This window comes from Streptomyces sp. NPDC005262, assembly GCF_042872425.1.
In the GTDB taxonomy this organism is placed as follows: Bacteria; Actinomycetota; Actinomycetes; order Streptomycetales; family Streptomycetaceae; genus Streptomyces.
Genome location: NZ_JBIAKK010000016.1, coordinates 26,319 through 43,288 on the forward strand (window position 1 = coordinate 26,319; position 16,970 = coordinate 43,288).

The following is a 16,970-nucleotide window of genomic DNA, read 5'->3' on the forward strand; positions in this document are numbered from 1 at the left end:
AAGGTCCAACCGTCGCCCCGGCCCCCGGCCCAGAGCCACGGTCTCCCGGTGGCACTGAGGAACGGCGCTGCAAGTGGATCAGTACGACACCGTCACCAGGCTGGACGACTGCCTGGTGACGGACCGGCCGGGGCCCTGCTCAGCGCACCGACGCGGCCGGCGGGCGCTCGCGCAGGGCGCCGTAGGCGAGGAAATACGCCGGCAGACGGTTCAGCCACCGTGAGGTCGTGATGAGCTCGCTCAGCCGCTGGGCGCGCTTCCGGCTTCCGAATGCCGGGCGGCCCGACAGGACCGGTTCGACGACGTTCGTGTGGGCGAAACGCTGCAGGGCCTGCGTCGCGGCGGTGGTCGGCCAGCGGCGGCGCTGGACTCGGCGTACGGACCGCAGGCCGACCGCGCCCGCGCGCAGCGGTTCGACGAGATACCGGGCGGCGGCCACCGCGTCCTCGACGGCGAGGTTGATGCCGATGCCGAAGACCGGTGACATCGCGTGTGCCGCGTCGCCGATGCACAGCAGTCCAGGGCGGTGCCAGCGCCGTAGGCGGTCGAGCCGTACGTCGAGCAGCTTCACGTCGTCCCACGACCCGAGCGCGTGCACCCGGTCCGCGAGCCAGGGGACGGCAGCCGTGAATTCGCCCATGAACCGGCCGAGACCGGCGGCGCGGCGCCGGGTGTCGGTTCCCTTGGGGATCAGTGCCGCGCACTGCCAGTAGTCCCCGCGGTCGATCATGGCGCTGAAGAACCGGTCGCCGACGCCTCCCACGAGCCCGTGCGGGTCGTCCTCCCGCCGCGGCAGCCGGAACCACCAGGCGTCCATCGGGCAGGCGAACTTCCGCAGTCCCAGTTCGGGCAGCGCCCTGGCCAGCGAGGACCGGCCGTCGCAGGCCACGGTGAGGGTGGCCCGCAGCTCACCGGTACGGCCGTCGGACGTGCGGTACCGGACCCCCGTGACCCTCCCGCGAGCTCGCGGCTTCGCCCGACCGGGTGGGACCTCCATGGGCTCCATGAGGAAGGCGGTCGCCTCGGTGTTCATCCTTACGGAGAAGGACGGCTCCCGCCCGGCCTCGTCCACGAGCAGGTTGAGCAGATCCCACTGAGGCACCATCGCGATGTAGTTGTACTTGCTCCGCAGCGCGGCGATGTTTCCGACGGTGACCAGCGAACGGTTCGGGCCGAGGGGCAGCTGGACCGTCGTCACCCGCCGCTGCGGCAGCCGGCTGAATCGCTCAGCCAGCCCCAGGTCCTCCAGCAGCGCCAGGGTGGACGGATGCACGGTGTCACCGCGGAAATCGCGCAGGAAGTCGCCGTGCTTCTCCAGGACCGTGACCGCCACCCCCGCCCGGGCCAGCAGCAGCCCGAGGACCATACCGGCGGGGCCACCGCCCACCACGCAGCACGTGGTCCGCTCCGTCGCGACCGCTTCCTTCGGTGAAATCCCCGGGTAAGTCATATCGGGAGATATACCCTCAGTTCCGACAAGTCAGCACCAGTGGGGCGCAACGTGTCCCTGGAGGCATCATGAGCCAGCAGCCGGTACTTCTGCCCTATGCCGACCCGGACTTCGTCTCGGATCCCTTCCCGCTCTTCCGGCAGCTGCGTGAGGAGGGCCCGGTGCGCCGTGCCGTCATCGCCGGCGGCCTGGAGGCGTGGCTGGTCACGCGGTACGACGACGGCCTCGCGGCCTTGGCGGACCCCCGGTTGAGCAGCGACGTCCGCGACGCCTCGGATCCCCGGCTGCTGCGGCAGCTGCCCGTGACGGAACGCGAGTCGATGATCAGCAACATGCTCCGCTCCGACCCGCCCGACCACACCCGCCTGCGCCGTCTGGTCTCCAGGGCGTTCACGGCGCGCCGGGTGGCCGATTTGGGGCCCCGTATCCAGGAGATCAGCGACCGGCTGCTCGACGCGGTCGCGCCGGCCGGCCGCGCCGAACTCGTCGCGGACTTTGCGCTTCCGCTGCCGGTCACCGTGATCAGCGAGCTGCTCGGTGTGCCCGTGGAGGACCGGTACGACTTCCAGCGGTGGACGGACGACATGCTCCTGCGAGGAGCGGAACTTCCGGACCCGGCACTCGTGGACGAGTCGTGGCAGCGGATGCACTCGTACCTGGCCAAGCTCCTGGAAACCAAACGGGCCCGGCCCGGGGACGATCTGCTCAGCGCGCTGATCACCGCCAGGGACGAGGATCAGCTGAACGAGGACGAGCTGATCGCCATGTCGTTCCTGCTGCTGGTGGCCGGATACATCACCACCGTCAACCTGATCGGCGGCGGCATCGCGGCGCTGCTCGCCAACCCCCGTCAGCTCGAGATGCTGCGGGACGATCCGGCGTTGCTGCCGGGTGCCATCGAGGAGTTCCTGCGCTACGACGGACCGGTCAACCCCGGCATCGCCCGGTTCGCGCGCGAGGACGTCGAGATCGCGGGCGTGAACATCCCGTGCGGTGCCACCGTGCTGATCGCTTCCGCTATCGCGGACCGGGACCCGGCACGGTTCTCCGATCCGGACCGGCTGGACATCACCCGGCGGGACACCGCCCACCTCGCTTTCGGCCACGGCATCCACTACTGCCTGGGGGCGCCGCTGGCAAGGCTGGAGGGACAGATCGCCATCGGAACCGCCCTGCGCCGCCTCCCGGACCTCGCGCTGGCCGTGCCGCCGGGCGACCTGCGCTGGCGGCCGGGCGGGCTGCGAGGCCCCGAGCGTCTGCCTGTCACCTTCGCCTCCGGCGGCGCCGGCTGAGAGCGCCGGGATCCGAGAGCGTCCCGCCGCACAACCCCTCCGCGCCACCTCCCGGCACGACCTCCGCAGCGGGCACGGAGCGAGCGAGGGTGACCTGAGGCTGCCGCCTGCCACCCTCGCGCGGCTGCGAGTTCGGGCACCGTGGCCACGTCGCTGAACGGGATCAGTTCTTCGCCGACGATCTGGTAGGGCTCACCGCCCTTGCCCGCAGGGGGGAAGCGCTCCATGGGCGGAGCGGGAGCGGTGGAGCAGGCGCGGATCGGACGATCGGCGCCGAAACCGTGACGACCGTGATCGCCCGGTCCGCCAGGTCTGCCGACTCGTCAGCTGTGCCGTGCACCCGACCGACATCGGCATGTACCGCACGACCACTTTCACATGTTCATCACCTTTTCGACATCTCATCATCACGGATTATGTATGCTCCAGGCGCTCTGTTCGCACCACTGGGGGGATTCCTCATGCGCATACGCCATGTCATATCCACTGTTGTCGCTGCCGGAACCGTCGTAGTCGTCGCCGCCGCTCCGTCACAGGCAGCCGAGTACTCGTCGGCGCTGAAGGTCAAGGGTGTCCAGTACGACGCGCCCGGCACGGACTCCAACAAGTGCTCCACCGGGAACAGCAAGGACGAGTACCTGACGATCAAGAACTACTCGTCGACGGCGACCGTCAATCTCAAGGGCTACGTCGTCAAGGACGCCACCGGCAATCGCTTCACGTTCTCGGCCAGCCACTATCTCCAGCCCGGGGACTACGTGAAGCTGCGGGGCGGCCACGGCACCGACTCCGACGCCAAGAACGTCGTCTACCGCCAGAACTGCAACTTCATCTGGAACAACGACAAGGACACCATCTACCTGTACAAGCCGTCAGGAAGCCGGGCGGACGTCCACTCCTACACCAAGACCGGCTCCGACCGCGACCGCAACGGCTACATCACCTACCACGGCTGACGCACTCCTGCTGACCGACGAGGGGAACGGCGGCAGAGGGTGAGCGCTCTGCCGCCGGTTCGCAGGGGGGGTGTCCCGCTGTCATCCGGCGCTCCGGTCAGCGGCCGACGGCGCTCCTGCCACGACAGGCGTCCGAAGTGGCGCCGGTGACCCGCGGAACAGGGTTTGCACCGTTCGTCGCGGCCAACCGGTTCAAGGCCGGCCCGTTCCACGGCTCGCCCGCACATCGTCCACTGCGGATCGGGCAGTGTGTTCAGGGGTCGGCGCTGCCGCACTGCCCGGTCCGGCCACCGCGCTTACGGTGGTGGGATGGCAGTGATCAACGGTTGGAGGCGGGAGGCGCGGGCCCGGCCCGGTGCGGTGGACGCGCTGCTGGCGGCCGTGCTGTTCGCGCTGTCGGGACTGGCTTCTGCCGTGGTGCCCGACGAGCACCGGATTGCGTTCCGGTGGCCGGGCGTGGTGCTGGCGGCGATCGGCTGCGCGGCGTTGATGTGGCGACGCCGCCACCCGTTCGGCGTACTGGCTGTCGCGGTCGGCTGCGGGGTGGCATTCCAGGTGCTCGGGTTCCGGGAGAGTCCGCTGGTGTCCAGCCCGGTCGTGGTGTCCCTCTACACCGTTGCCGTGCGGACCGACCGGCGCACCACCTGGACCACGGCGGCGGCCACGGCTGCCGTCCTGGTGGGCACGGCCCTGTTGTTCACCCCCGGATCGTGGCTTGAGCCGGAGAAGGCGGTGATGCTGGCATGGACGGCTCTGGCTGCCGCCATCGGCGACGCGGTGCGGTCGCGCCATGCCTATGTGGCGGCCGTGGAGGAACGGGCGGAGCACGCGGAGCGGACCCGTGAGCAGGAGGCACAACAGCGGGTGGCGGCCGAGCGGGTCCGGATCGCGCGTGAGTTGCACGATGTCGTCGCGCACCACATCGCCCTGATCAATGCTCAGGCGGGCGTAGCCGTCCATCTCGCGGAGCGGCAGCCGGAGCAGACACTCGCCGCCCTGGAGACCATCCGGGACACCAGCCGGTCAGCACTGGACGAACTGCGGGCGACCGTAGGTCTGTTGCGGCAGACCGACGATCCGGCGGCGCCACGCGATCCGATGCCGGGTCTGACACAGCTACCGGACCTGCTCGCGTCGTTCGAAGGTGCCGGACTGGCTGTCAGGCACAGCCAGCGCGGAATCAGCGAACCGCTGGCGCCGGCGGTGGACCTGGCCGCGTACCGCATCGTGCAGGAGGCGCTGACCAATGTGCACAAGCACGCCGGCGCGGACCACGCCCGATTGTTTCTGCACTACCGCCCCGAATGGCTGACGATCACCGTCGAGGACGACGGATGCGTCGGCCCGCACCACCACCGGCCCCGCCAGGGGACCGGCCACGGGCTGATCGGGATGCGCGAGCGTGCTGCGATCGTCGGGGGCACGCTGTACGCGGGAGCACGCCCGCAGGGCGGCTTCGCTGTGACTGCCGATCTGCCCCTGCGAGCCGGCACGGCAACGGGCGGACCGGCAGCGGACGGACCGTCGAGGAGAGATGGGTATGACGACCCGCGTACTGCTAGCCGATGACCAGGCCCTGCTACGGGGCACCTTCAGGATGCTGTTCGATGCCGCGGACGACATGGAGACCGTGGGCGAGGCGTCCAACGGATGCGAGGCGGTGGAGCTGGCGCATGCCCAGCACCCCGATGTGCTCCTGATGGACATCCGCATGCCCGAGATGGACGGTCTCGCCGCGACGCGGCTGATCAGCGAGTCGGAGGACCTCGCGGGGGTCAAGGTCCTCATCCTGACCACCTTCGAGGACGACGAGTACGTCGCCGAGGCGCTGCGCGCGGGTGCGAGTGGCTTTCTCGGCAAGGGCGCGCGGCCCGAGGAGCTCCTCGATGCCGTGCGCACGGTCGCCGGCGGGGAGGCACTGCTGTGCCCGTCGGCCGCCCGAGCGCTGATCACGCGCTTTCTGACGCAGCCGGAAGCGTGCCCGGCGGTCATGCACGAGCGGCTGGCGTGCCTGACGCCACGGGAACGAGATGTCCTGGCGCTCGTCGCACTGGGGTTGTCGAACGACGAGATCGCCGATCGCCTGTTCATCAGCCCGCTGACCGCCAAGACCCACGTCAACCGGGCCATGACCAAGCTGGATGCTCGTGACCGGGCCCAGCTCGTGGTCATCGCCTACCAGTGCGGCCTGGTGAGCCCGGCCATGGAGCCGAGCGGTCCGTCGACACCCGTGTAGTCGCAGGCACGGGTACGTGGGGCGTTCTGTCCCGGCCGTAGGCCGATGTACCCAGTACCGCGGACGCGGTAGCCGGGAATCGCTGCACGGGGACGATGTGCGAGGGGCTGGTCACGGGCGAGAGTGAGGTGGTGAACGGAGGTTTCGCAATGATCGAAGCCCACTGCCTTACCAAGAGGTACGGCAGCAAGACAGCCGTCGAGGATCTGTCCTTCACGGTCCGCCCCGGCATCGTGACGGGGTTCCTCGGTCCGAACGGGGCCGGCAAATCCACCACCATGCGGCTGATCCTCGGCCTGGACGCCCCCACCGCAGGGCATGTCACCGTCAACGGCCGCCCTTATGCACACCATGAAGCACCCCTGTACGAGGTCGGGGCGATGCTGGAGGCCCGCGCCACCCACACCGGGCGCTCCGCCTACCACCACCTGCTGGCCCTGGCCGCCACCACCGGCATCCCCCGCCGGCGTGTGAACGAGGTCATCGACCTCGTCGGCCTGCGCGAGGTCGCCGGCAAAAGGGCCGGCGGTTTCTCCCTGGGCATGGGCCAGCGCCTCGGCATCGCCAGCGCGCTTCTCGGCGACCCCGCCACCGTCATCCTCGACGAGCCGGTCAACGGCCTCGATCCGGAGGGCATCCGGTGGATCCGCAATCTTCTCAAGGGCCTGGCGGGGGAGGGGCGAACGGTGTTCGTCTCGTCGCATCTGATGAGTGAGATGGCGGTCACCGCCGAACATCTTGTCGTCATCGGCCGCGGCCGGCTCATCGCGGACACCTCGGTCGAGGAATTCACCCGCAGTGCGGCCCGCACCGTGGTGCGCGTGCGCTGCCCGGACATCGACCGTCTCAAAGAGCTGCTGGCGGGTCCGGACGTCACCCTTACCACCTGTGCGCCGTACACCTTGGATGTCGTCGGCCTGACGACTGACCAGATCGGCTTCACGGCCGCCGACCACGGGCTCACGCTGCTCGAACTCTCTCCCCAGCGGATCTCCCTGGAGGAGGCATTCATGGAACTGACCCGGGACGCGGTCGAGTACCGCTCCACCACCGCCGGCGAAACGGTCGCAGCGAGGAGCGCGTCATGACCACGATCCTCACGCGCCCGCTCGGCGCGACAGTGCGCCCCGGCAAGGTGACCCTGCTCCGGGTGCTCAGGTCCGAATGGATCAAGCTGCGCACCGTGCGCTCCACGTCGATCACCTTGCTGACCGCCGTGGCCGCGATGGTCGGGTTGGGCATGCTGGTCACCCACCTCCGGGCAGGCGACCTCGACGCGCGGGAACTGGCGCACTTCAACGGTGCCGAGGTCAGTCTGAGCATGTACCGGCCCGCACAGCTGGCCGTCGGTGTCCTCGGCGTCCTGATGTTCACGGGTGAGTACTCCACCGGAATGATCCGCGCCACCCTCACGGCCGTCCCCAGGCGGCTGCCCATGCTGGCGGCCAAGGCAGCCGTCTTCACCGGCGTCGTCCTCGTCCTGATGACCGCGGCCTCCATCGCCGCCTTCCTCGGTGGCCAGGCTGTCCTGTCCTCCGCTCACGCTCACCTGTCCATGCAGCTCTCCGACCCCGGGGTCACCCGTGTGGTCTTCGGAACCGCCCTCTACCTCACCGTCGTCGGACTGCTCGGCGTCGCCCTGGGCGCCATCATCCGCAGCTCCGCGGGAGCCATTGCCACACTGGTGGGCATCCTGCTCGTGCTGCCCGGACTGGGAGCCCTGCTTCCGGCCGACTGGGCTCAGCGCATCGACCCCTACCTGCCCAGCAATGCCGGACAAGCCGTGCTCTCGGTCCTCCCCGATCCCGCGATGGCCCCCTGGACAGGTCTGTCACTGTTCGCCGGATACGCAGCCGCGCTCCTGGGCATCGCCGCATGGCTCCTCAAGCGACGCGACGCCTGACGGCGCGGCAGGAAGCGCCGCACCGGCGCCACCGGCCCGGACAAGAGCCGTTGCGGGACCCTGCGGCCTGATCGACACGCTGCGGACGGAGCCCCCACCGTATCCCCGGTCCATGGACGAACCCTCCGGATCACCATGCCGCCGTTCCTCGCCAGAGCACGAGCCGGCAGCCGAACCCCAACCCACACCCCTCACGACAGCACCGCACAACGGGCACCGCCGTGGACGTCACCGAGCGACACCACGATGACGCCCCCGCCGGAACCCATGGCCGCGCCGACCGCGCGGACCGCACAGCACGGAGAGGACCCATCATGTTCACCTCGCCCCAGGAATGCAGCACGATCCGTGAGCTGCTCGCCGGATACGCACTCAACACCCTCGCGCCCGAGGAAGCCGCTCGGGTCTGCGCCCACCTGACCACCTGCTCCGCCTGCCGGGACGAACACGACTGCCTCGCAGCGGTATCCGCACACCTGCCCCTGCTCCGCGAGGCTCTGGCCCGCGACATCGGGCGCCGGCAGCACAGGTACGTGCCCGCCCCGGCCGAGAGCTGCCACCCGTCACGTCAGCAGCTCCGTCGGCGTCGTCCGACCCGCGCGGTACTGGGCACGCCGCTCACGGTAACCCAGTTGCTGAGCAGGATGCGGGCGTCAGGTGAGCCGGGCGAGCGAGCAGCCAGAAGTGCCCCGGCCCCCCGGACAACGGCAGACGGGGCGGAGGGGCGGGCCACGCCTCAGTCTCTTCGCCCGGTGGTCACACCGTGGCCGGCCGCCGGCTGAGGCCGGGTTGCTCGACGCCCACGTCCGGGCCGCGGGGAACAGCGGAGGCGGTGAGTGCCGCGGTGCCGGGTCGGAGGCGGGAGCACGGGCCCGGCAGCACGGCGACGAGCGAGATCGGGGACGTTCCGTCGGCCCGCCGCACGAGTCCCCGGTCATGGCCGTCGCCGCCGTCGGCCGGGGAAGTGTTCCGGACGACCGGGCCCGTACACATCTCCCGCGCCGCACCTCGCTCTTTCGACGGGTACGGCGCACTGCCGTTCGGCCGCCTCCCGGTGGCGACACCGCACAGCCGGCTGCTTGCTGGTCCCAGGGTCCCCCGGGGAGAGGAAGCGAGCGCTCATGGCGACACAGAGGACGAAGGGGCACCCGCTGCAGACTCCACGGGCGGCAGGACTGGCCGGGGTGGTCTTCGCGGTGCTGCTCGCGGCCGCCATCATCCTGATCCGGCTGGCGATCCCCGAAGGTGCCGACGCGGTCACGGTCCGGGGGTTCGACGACTCCTCGCGCCGGAGCGCGGTGAAGGCGGCGCTCGCGCTCGTCCCCTTCGCGGGCATCTTCTTCCTGTGGTTCGTGGGCGTGCTGCGCGCGCACGTCGGGGACGCAGAGGACAAGTTCGTCGCCACCGTCTTCCTGGGAAGCGGTCTGATCTTCGTGGCTTCGATGTTCGCGGCGGCCGCGGCAGCAGGGGGCGTGCTGTCCGTCGGGTCTCCGTCCGGGAACGATCCGGGGCCGCCGTCCTGGGACTTCGGCCGCCACTTCGCGTACACGCTGCTGACGGACTACGCGATGCGGATGGCGCGGTGTTCACACTCACGACGTCGACCTTGGGGTACCGCCTCGGGATCTTCTCCCGGTGGCTCACCCTGCTGGGCCTCCTCGTCGCCCTGACGCTGCTTTTCGTGGCGGCCACCGTCGCCTGGTCCGAGCTGGTCTTCCCGCTCTGGTCACTGATCGTCAGCATCTACATTCTCGTGGTCAGCCGCGCCCCCGGGCCAGGTGAAGCGAAGGCGGCCTGACCGTCACTGCCGCGGCCCGGCCTTCCGGGCACGCTCACTCCTTCGGCTCTCCAGCGCGAGCGCCGAGCCCACCGGCCCTTCGATGCTGGCGTGGGGGAGAAGACCCGCCGTCCCGCCGCCGAGCAAGCGTGGACGGCGCCGGACCAGGCTGCCGGAAGGGGCGGAGCATCGATGAGGCTTGTCGTCGATCTCAACAAGTGTCAGGGATACGCGCAATGCGCGTTCCTCGCGCCCGATGTCTTCGCCATGCACGGCGAAGAGGCGCTCACCTACAACCCACGGGCCGACGAGGAGCAGCGCGACAACGTGGCGCGGGCTGTCGCGGCGTGCCCCGTCCAGGCCATTCTGGCCGACGCTCTGGACACACCGGGAGAGATGACGGCCGCGCCGGGCGAGGAGGAGTGCCATGGCCGCTGACGCATTCCTGGAGTGGCTCAGGCGCGAGGGCCGGATCGTGATCGTCGGCGCCTCGCTGGCCGGCCTGCGGGCGGCCGAGACGCTCCGCGCCGAGGGTTTCGAGGGGTCGCTCACCATGATCGGTGACGAGCCGTACGAGCCGTACGACCGGCCGCCGCTCTCCAAGTCGGTGCTGCTGGGCAAGGCGTCGCCGGACCATACCGAGCTGCCCCGCCGCCGATCGGTGGACGCGAAGTGGCGGCTCGGTGTCGCGGCGACCGGGCTGGACATGGCGGCCAAGCGGGTGCTGCTGGCCGACGGCGACGAGGCGGAGTACGACCGGCTGCTCATCGCCACCGGTGTACGGGCCAGGCCGTGGCCGCGCCAGTCGGAGGCCGACTTGGACGGCGTCTTCGTCCTGCGGACGCGCGACGACGCGGCCGCGCTGCAGCGCCGGCTGATGGCCTCGCCCCGCAGGGTGTTCGTGATCGGCGCCGGCTTCACCGGCTCGGAGATCGCGTCCGCCTGCCGCGCGCAGGATCTCTCGGTCACGGTGGCGGAGCGTGCCGACGCGCCCCTGGTGGGTGCGCTGGGAGGGGTGGTCGGTGCGGTCGCAGCGGAGCTGCACCGCGAGAACGGGGTGGACCTGCGCACCGGCGTCATGGTCACCGGCCTCGAAGGCGACTCGGTGGGGAGGGTGCGCGCCGCTCACCTGTCCGACGGCACCGCCGTCGAGACGGACGTGGTGGTCGTCTCGCTCGGCGCGACCCGCAACACCGAATGGCTGGCCGGATCCGGACTCGGCGCGGGACCCCGCGGGATCGCCTGCGACGCGGGATGCCGGGCCTTCGACTACCGGGGCATCGTGACCGACGACATCTTCGTGGCCGGTGATGTGGCGCGGTCCCCGCATCCGCTGTTCGGCTATCAGTTCCTCTCCCTCGAACACTGGGGCAACGCCGTCACACAGGCCGAGGTGGCGGCGCACAACATGATCAGCTCCAGCACGGACCGCCGCCCGCACATGTGGGTACCGGCCTTCTGGTCGTCCCAGTTCGGGGTGAACATCAAGTCGGTCGGCGTCCCGTCCATGGGCGAGGAGATCCTCATTGCGCAGGGGGCGCTCGCCGAGCGCCGCTTCACCGGTGCGTACGGCTACCAGGGCCGCGTCATCGGTGCGGTCACCTTCGACAATTCACGGTGGCTGCAGTTCTACCAGGGGCTGATCGAGACGGCCGCACCGTTCCCGCCGGCGTTCCTCACCGTGGACCGCAGGCCCGAGGGCAGGCATCCCGTCCCGGCCGACTTCCCGGACCCCTCACTGCCCACCCACGGGCCGACCGTCACCCTCAGCGGCTACTCGCCGGCCGACCGGCGGCTGGTCTTCAAGCCGGCCCACGCCTGACCACGGGGGCCCGACAGCCCACTGCCCGACGCCGAAACGGCCCCTTCTGCTCCCACGCCCCAAGGACCAGCCATGACGCAAGCCCCGCTCCTGCGCCAGATCACCGATTACGCCAATCGTGCCGACCCGTATCCGCTGTACGCGGAACTCCGCAAGACCCCGGTGTTCCAGGAGGAGGACGGCGGCCCGTTCGTCATCAGCACGTACTGGGACATCCAGGGGCTGCTCCACGACCCGCGGATCAGCTCCGACGCCTCCAATCTGACCGCCCACGGCGACGGCGAGTTGACCGAGCAGCAGGAGGAGACGGCTCTGCCGCCCAGCTTCCTGCGGCTCGACCCTCCGGAGCACGACCGGCTGCGTCGGATGACCAACCGTCCTTTCGGCCCGCCGCACAGCCCCAGACGTGTCCACGACATGCGCGGCGAGCTCGCCGGGATCGTCTCGGACCTGATCGCCGGCTTCGGGGACACGGACCGGATCGATGTGGTCGACCAGTTCTCGTATCCCTTTCCCGTGACCGTGATCTGCCGGCTGCTCGGGGTGCCGCGGGAGGACGAGGCCCGCTTCCACTCGTGGGCGGACACCATCGCCGCCGGCCTCGACCCGGTTCCGGGCGACGACCCCACCGAGCGGAACCGCGTCACGCACGAGGCCAGGATGCAACTGGGCATGTATCTGGCCGGGCTGGTCGAGGAGCGCCGCAAGGCACCCGGTGACGACATGCTGTCCGAGCTGGTGACCAGCCACGGACCGGACGGTCCGATGACGACGATGGAAGTGCTCAGCACCGCTGCCCTGCTGCTGATCGCGGGCCATGAGACGACGGTCAACCTGATCACCAATGGGATGCTCACCCTGCTTCGACACCCGGAGGCACTGCGGCGGCTCCGGGGCGACCCGCGCCTCGCCGTCAACATCGTCGAGGAACTGCTGCGTTACGAGCCGCCGGTGCAGTTGGTGCCGCAGCGCACGTGTATCGCCGACATCGAGGTCCGCGGTATCACCATCCCGAAGGGCTCGTCGATCTGGCTCTTGCTGGCCGCCGGAAACCGGGACCCGGAGCGCTTCGAGGACCCCGAGCAGTTCGACCCGGACCGCAAGGACATCCAGCACCTCGGCTTCGGCAGCGGCATCCACAGTTGCTTCGGCGCACCGCTCGCCCGGCTGGAGGCGCAGCTCGCCCTGACCGAGCTGGCCCGCAGGCTCGACAACCCTCGCCTGGTGGAGGACCCGCCCCCGTACCGGCAGAACGCGGTCCTGCGGGGCCCCCGCCATCTGAACATCACGTTCGACGGCCTGCGCCCCCGCTAGGGCCGCATCGACGTCCCGACAGCTGCGCGCGGTGGTCCTGAAAGTGAATGGTCCGCGCCTACGTACGCTCCTTTTTGACGGTCCGTCATGAGACGGTGCGGAGATGACGTCATCACCGGAACTCGACGGAAGGGCGGCTCTGGTCACCGGCGCCTCCCGGGGCATCGGCCTCGCCACGGCGCAGGCCCTGGGCGAGGCGGGAGCGATGGTCTGCATCACCGCCCGCGATCCCGCGGGAGTGGACGTGGCCGTGGACCGGCTCACAGCCGCCGGCATCAGGGCGGTCGGCTGCGCCGGCTCGGTCGCGGATCCCGCGCACCTGGCGGCGTGCACCGATCTCGCCGTGCGGGAGTTCGGCCGGCTCGACATCCTCGTCAACAACGCGGGGACCAATGCTCCGTTCGGGCCGCTGATGGAGGCCGAGCCCGAGGTCTGGCGCGACGCTTTTGCGGTGAACGTGGAGGCGCCGCTCCGCCTGATCCAGCTCGCCTGGCGGGCATGGATGCGCGAGCACGGCGGCGCAGTCGTCAACATCTGCACCGAGGGCACCTACGGCGTGGGGCCGCACGTCGGCGCGTACGGCACGAGCAAGGCGGCCCTGCTGCACCTGACCCGCCAGCTCGCAGGCGAGCTGGCGCCCTACGTGCGGGTCAACGCTGTCTCGCCGGGTCTGGTGCGCACCGAGATGGCGCGATTCGTGTGGGAGCGGGCCGAGGAGAGGATCGCCCGGAGCCTGCCGCTGGCCCGGATCGGCGAGCCGGAGGACGTGGCGCGCGCGGTGCTGTGGCTGGTCTCCGACGAGGCGGACTGGGTCACCGGCACGGACCTGCTCGTCGACGGCGGCACGAGGGTGCGAGCGGCCGGCCGGGCCGGCTCCGGCCTGGCCACGGATGCCGTACGCGACGTTCTGGCGCGTACGGACCCGCGGAGCAGCACGTAGCCGCAGACACCGGCGGCCCCGTGTGCGGCGTGCTGAAGCGCCTGCCCACGCTGCGCGGCGATGTGACGGAGCCCGGCCGACGGTGCGCGGACCGAGGACGGACCTGTCGGCGGACATGCCGGTGGGGCACCCGAAGTCCGGGTGCCCCACCGACTGTTGGATCCCCGGTCAGCCGGTGCACGAACGAGCGAAGGGGAGCGGACTCGGCGGCGCGGCGCAGCAGTTCGTCCAGCTCGTACGTCCGGCTTCTCGACGCGGACGGCGCGCTCATCGGCAACCCCGTGCACTACCGGGACGGCCGTACGGGAAGCGCCACCGCGAAGGTCGCCGGGGCGCTGCCGCCCACCGCTCTGTACGCGGCCACCGGGCTGCAGTACCTCCCTGCGACTCCCAGGCGCGCAGGCACTCCTGGAGCAGCCACAGGGACCGACCCGGGGGAGTGGACGGGCGCTTGGAGCGCGAGCGGAGTGGGGCACCACGGGGTGCTGGCCACCGGCCGGCTGCTGCCCGAACTCCGGGCGCTGGCGGACCTCGGCGGTCTGGAACTGGTGGAGGTCACCGGCCGATGACACTCCCGTGGGCCCGGTGGCAGGCCACCTGGTGGGCATCAATGACGTGGCGCGGACCGTCGAGGACAGGATCGGCGAGGCGGTAGGCGCGGGCTTCGCCGTCGGGGCCGGGGCCGACGTGACGCAGGACGCCGAGCACGAACAGGACGTGATCGGCCGGCCCGGCAGCGCCCGGGTCGCGCAGCGCGGGGCCACCCGCAGTCCCGCCAGGAAGGCGCGGGGCACTCCGCTCATAATGGACGAGTACGCGCCGCGGGCGGTGACCGTCACCCAGGGGCACCACGCCCCGCGCATGATGCCCTACGAGGCACGGAGGCGGTGGCTGACACATGTGCGCACGCGCCCGGCCCGGTGGACGGCCGCCGGGACCGTCCACAGCAGGCCACTACGGCGAGGCGGTGTTCCGGCCCGAGCAGCCGGGGGAAAGCGACCGCATCGACCTCGGCGCTCTCGCCTACGACGACATCACGATGGCCCGTCTGCGGAGCCTGGGGGCCGGGCCGGGCTGGAACTGCCTCGAGGTAGGAGCCGGCACCGGCACCGTCGCCCGGCGGCTGTTGTACGAGGCGGGCGTAGCGACCGTGCTCGCTGTCGACCGCGATGTACGTTTCCTCACCGCCCATTCCGCGCCCGGCCTGGGTGTGCTTGAGGCGGACATCAGCGCCCCGGGGTTCGACCCCGGCCGATTCGAGCTGGTCCACGCCCGATTCCTCCTGATGCATCTGCCTTCATGGCGCCGCCTGATCGCCGGACTGGGTGAACTCCTGGCTCCCGGCGGGGTGCTGGTCCTCAGCGACGCCGTCGACCTGACCACCGCGACCGCGTCCACGACGCCGTACACCCGGGTCATGCAGGCCATGTGGCAGGGGCTTCGCGACACCATCGGCACCGACGTCTCCTGGGTGGCCGAGTATCCACAACTGCTCCGCGCCGCGGGGCTCGCTTCCGTCGCCGCCGAGATCCAGGTACCACCCCTGGTCGCCGGGAGCCCCATCAGCCGCTTCTGGGCCCGCAGCTGGGAGCGGGCGAGGGAGGCGATCGTGGCCACCGGACTGGTGGACGACGCGACGGTCGACGCGGCGATCCGGTATCTCGACTCGCCCGACTGCGCCGCGCTGTCGCCCGGAATGATCACGGCCTGGGGATGGAGAGCCCAGGAGGCCGTGCCAGGACCACCTGGCACCGGGCCTCAGAGCTGACCGGTCAGGCTTCCAGGCCGTCGAGGACCCGTTCGGTCATGTCGGGAAGAAGTCGGCACACCGACGCCGGCCCGCCACGCAGAGCGACGTGCGACCGGAACAACGGCTCGCCGGCGACCCGCTCGCCGTACGAGGCACCGACGAAGCCGACACCCGGGCGGGTCGAGCAGGGCCTGCTGCATCGACTCGGGGGTGCCGACGCACTCCAGGACGAGCGGTGTCCGGCAGACACAGGACCACCTTCAGAGGCTGAGCACGATCGCGGCCGCCACGCCGCCGAGGCACAGAGCGAAGGCGGCCTCGCGCCAGCCGCCCTTCCCCCAGCGGAAGGGACGGTCCAGGGCGAGCCGCCCGGGGCCGATGGCCGCAATGCCGAGCGCGACGACCGCGATGCACAGGTTGTACTCCATGCCACCGTCCTGGGCCCACAAACCGTGCGTCGCCGTAACGGTCGCCATGGCGTTGATCATCACACCGATCACGGCAGCCGCTGCCAGTGGCGTGAACAGTCCCACAGCCAGTCCGAGGCCCCCCAGGAATTCGGATCCGCCGCCGATGACGGCGTAGACCTTCCCGGGGCGGTAACCCCTCGCGGCGAACCACGCCCCCGTGGCGGTGAGGCCGTCGCCACCGAACAGGCCGAAGAGCTTCTGGGAGCCGTGCCCTGCCATGATCAGGCCGAACGTCAACCTGATGAGAAGCAGACCGCAGTCGGCCGCGGACACCGCGGACCGCGCCGAAGCGGGGGCGGGCTCGGGGGAGGCGCGAAGTTGTTCAGGGATGTACTTCACCGGGGGCTCTTCTCTGCTCCGAGGTCCCGCGGCGGTGCCGACTGACCACCGAGGACACAGCAGGGCGGTTGTCTGGTCACCATGGCGCCTTCAGCGGCATGCCATATGTGGCGGACCGCGACACAGCCGGAGCAGGACGACAGCAGGACCACCGCCGGCGTTCTCGTGTCAGTCCGGTCAGGCCGCCGGTCGTTGTCGTTACGCACTGAGTGACATCGGCTTGTTGTCTTCCATCATTACGCCCTTTCGCCTTCCCTGCCGAGCCGGTTCGGATGTCTGGCCAGGTGGGGCGCGGTGATCGTTACGGGGTGGTCGGCGTGACCGGTTTCTCCACCGACCCGCATCACCCTCGTCGCGCACCGGATCGACCAGTGAGCCGATGCGGAGCCGTTCACCAGGCCGGGGCCGGCCAGGAACGCGCGGCCGGGGGAGATCAGGTCGTCCGCCGCCGGCAGCCTGCTCGCCCGCGTGCCTCCTGCAGGCGGTGGGCGGGCCGCAGGCCGTCGAGGCAGGTGAGCCCGGCGAGGCGGGACGCAACTGGTGCGTTCTTCATGCCGATACGGTAGAAGTTTTCACCACTCCGCCCGGCGCGACGCTTCAGTTCGCGTATAACTCTGGTGATTCCGACGACATGACAGGTGGTTCCGGGCGGTGGCCGGGCGCGAGCCGGCCCCGCCGCGCCGGCCGTCGCCGGTCCCAATCCGACTCCGACTCCACGAGA

Annotated in this window: 17 protein-coding genes; 14 read left to right on the top strand and 3 right to left on the bottom strand. The window is 70.6% G+C overall.

The features are described 5' to 3' along the window. Positions 1–139: 139 nt before the first annotated feature. Positions 140–1,450: an FAD-dependent oxidoreductase gene (locus ACFYP5_RS30340; RefSeq protein WP_389041947.1), complete on the bottom strand. Its 1,311-nt coding sequence runs from the start codon at positions 1,448–1,450 to the stop codon at positions 140–142. Between the two features lie 68 nt (positions 1,451–1,518). On the opposite strand from ACFYP5_RS30340, the gene ACFYP5_RS30345 reads away from it, so the two are divergent. From ACFYP5_RS30345 to ACFYP5_RS30405, 13 genes are all read left to right on the top strand, one after another. After that, the gene (locus ACFYP5_RS30345; protein WP_389041949.1) at positions 1,519–2,742 is read left to right on the top strand and encodes a cytochrome P450; all 1,224 of its coding nucleotides are present in this window, start codon (positions 1,519–1,521) and stop codon (positions 2,740–2,742) included. A gap of 461 nt (positions 2,743–3,203) precedes the next feature. Then, positions 3,204–3,698: a lamin tail domain-containing protein gene (locus ACFYP5_RS30350; RefSeq protein ID WP_389041950.1), complete on the top strand. Its 495-nt coding sequence runs from the start codon at positions 3,204–3,206 to the stop codon at positions 3,696–3,698. Positions 3,699–4,007: 309 nt separating this feature from the next. Further along, positions 4,008–5,267, top strand: a complete 1,260-nt coding sequence (locus tag ACFYP5_RS30355) for a sensor histidine kinase (RefSeq protein ID WP_389041952.1) — start codon at positions 4,008–4,010, stop codon at positions 5,265–5,267. After that, positions 5,239–5,934 (top strand): response regulator transcription factor, encoded by a 696-nt coding sequence (locus ACFYP5_RS30360; RefSeq protein ID WP_030925727.1) that lies wholly within the window; start codon positions 5,239–5,241, stop codon positions 5,932–5,934. Before ACFYP5_RS30355 ends, ACFYP5_RS30360 begins: the two co-directional genes overlap by 29 nt. Before the next feature lie 149 nt (positions 5,935–6,083). Then, the gene (locus tag ACFYP5_RS30365) at positions 6,084–7,022 is read left to right on the top strand and encodes an ATP-binding cassette domain-containing protein (protein WP_389041954.1); all 939 of its coding nucleotides are present in this window, start codon (positions 6,084–6,086) and stop codon (positions 7,020–7,022) included. Then, complete coding sequence (locus ACFYP5_RS30370; RefSeq protein WP_389041955.1) at positions 7,019–7,837, top strand: ABC transporter permease; 819 nt, start codon at positions 7,019–7,021, stop codon at positions 7,835–7,837. The genes ACFYP5_RS30365 and ACFYP5_RS30370 overlap by 4 nt, the downstream gene beginning before the upstream one ends. 314 nt (positions 7,838–8,151) lie before the next feature. Further along, on the top strand, positions 8,152–8,619 hold the full coding sequence (locus ACFYP5_RS30375; protein ID WP_389041957.1) for a zf-HC2 domain-containing protein: 468 nt from the start codon (positions 8,152–8,154) through the stop codon (positions 8,617–8,619). Positions 8,620–8,958: 339 nt separating this feature from the next. Beyond that, positions 8,959–9,507 (top strand): hypothetical protein, encoded by a 549-nt coding sequence (locus tag ACFYP5_RS30380; RefSeq protein WP_389041959.1) that lies wholly within the window; start codon positions 8,959–8,961, stop codon positions 9,505–9,507. A 299-nt stretch (positions 9,508–9,806) separates the two neighbouring features. Further along, positions 9,807–10,052, top strand: a complete 246-nt coding sequence (locus ACFYP5_RS30385; RefSeq protein ID WP_389041961.1) for a ferredoxin — start codon at positions 9,807–9,809, stop codon at positions 10,050–10,052. Then, positions 10,042–11,436 carry an NAD(P)/FAD-dependent oxidoreductase gene (locus tag ACFYP5_RS30390; RefSeq protein ID WP_389041963.1) on the top strand — a complete coding sequence of 465 codons (1,395 nt, stop codon included), beginning with the start codon at positions 10,042–10,044 and terminating at the stop codon, positions 11,434–11,436. Before ACFYP5_RS30385 ends, ACFYP5_RS30390 begins: the two co-directional genes overlap by 11 nt. A gap of 72 nt (positions 11,437–11,508) precedes the next feature. Continuing rightward, positions 11,509–12,750 carry a cytochrome P450 gene (locus ACFYP5_RS30395; RefSeq protein WP_389041965.1) on the top strand — a complete coding sequence of 414 codons (1,242 nt, stop codon included), beginning with the start codon at positions 11,509–11,511 and terminating at the stop codon, positions 12,748–12,750. Positions 12,751–12,853: 103 nt separating this feature from the next. Next, the gene (locus ACFYP5_RS30400) at positions 12,854–13,690 is read left to right on the top strand and encodes an SDR family oxidoreductase (RefSeq protein ID WP_389041967.1); all 837 of its coding nucleotides are present in this window, start codon (positions 12,854–12,856) and stop codon (positions 13,688–13,690) included. Between the two features lie 281 nt (positions 13,691–13,971). Continuing rightward, entirely contained in the window at positions 13,972–14,259 is a 288-nt protein-coding gene (locus ACFYP5_RS30405; protein ID WP_389041969.1) for a hypothetical protein, read from the top strand. On the opposite strand, the gene ACFYP5_RS30410 is transcribed toward ACFYP5_RS30405, so the two are convergent. Next, a complete protein-coding gene (locus ACFYP5_RS30410) occupies positions 14,246–14,542 on the bottom strand; it encodes a hypothetical protein (RefSeq protein ID WP_389041971.1) in 297 nt (98 codons plus the stop codon). The genes ACFYP5_RS30405 and ACFYP5_RS30410 overlap by 14 nt on opposite strands. 46 nt (positions 14,543–14,588) lie before the next feature. Between ACFYP5_RS30410 and ACFYP5_RS30415 the strand changes: the two genes are divergently transcribed. Further along, positions 14,589–15,458 carry a class I SAM-dependent methyltransferase gene (locus tag ACFYP5_RS30415; protein ID WP_389041972.1) on the top strand — a complete coding sequence of 290 codons (870 nt, stop codon included), beginning with the start codon at positions 14,589–14,591 and terminating at the stop codon, positions 15,456–15,458. Positions 15,459–15,700: 242 nt separating this feature from the next. Here ACFYP5_RS30415 and ACFYP5_RS30420 read toward each other — a convergent pair whose 3' ends face one another. Beyond that, the gene (locus ACFYP5_RS30420; RefSeq protein ID WP_389042088.1) at positions 15,701–16,240 is read right to left on the bottom strand and encodes a DoxX family protein; all 540 of its coding nucleotides are present in this window, start codon (positions 16,238–16,240) and stop codon (positions 15,701–15,703) included. Positions 16,241–16,970 lie beyond the last annotated feature (730 nt).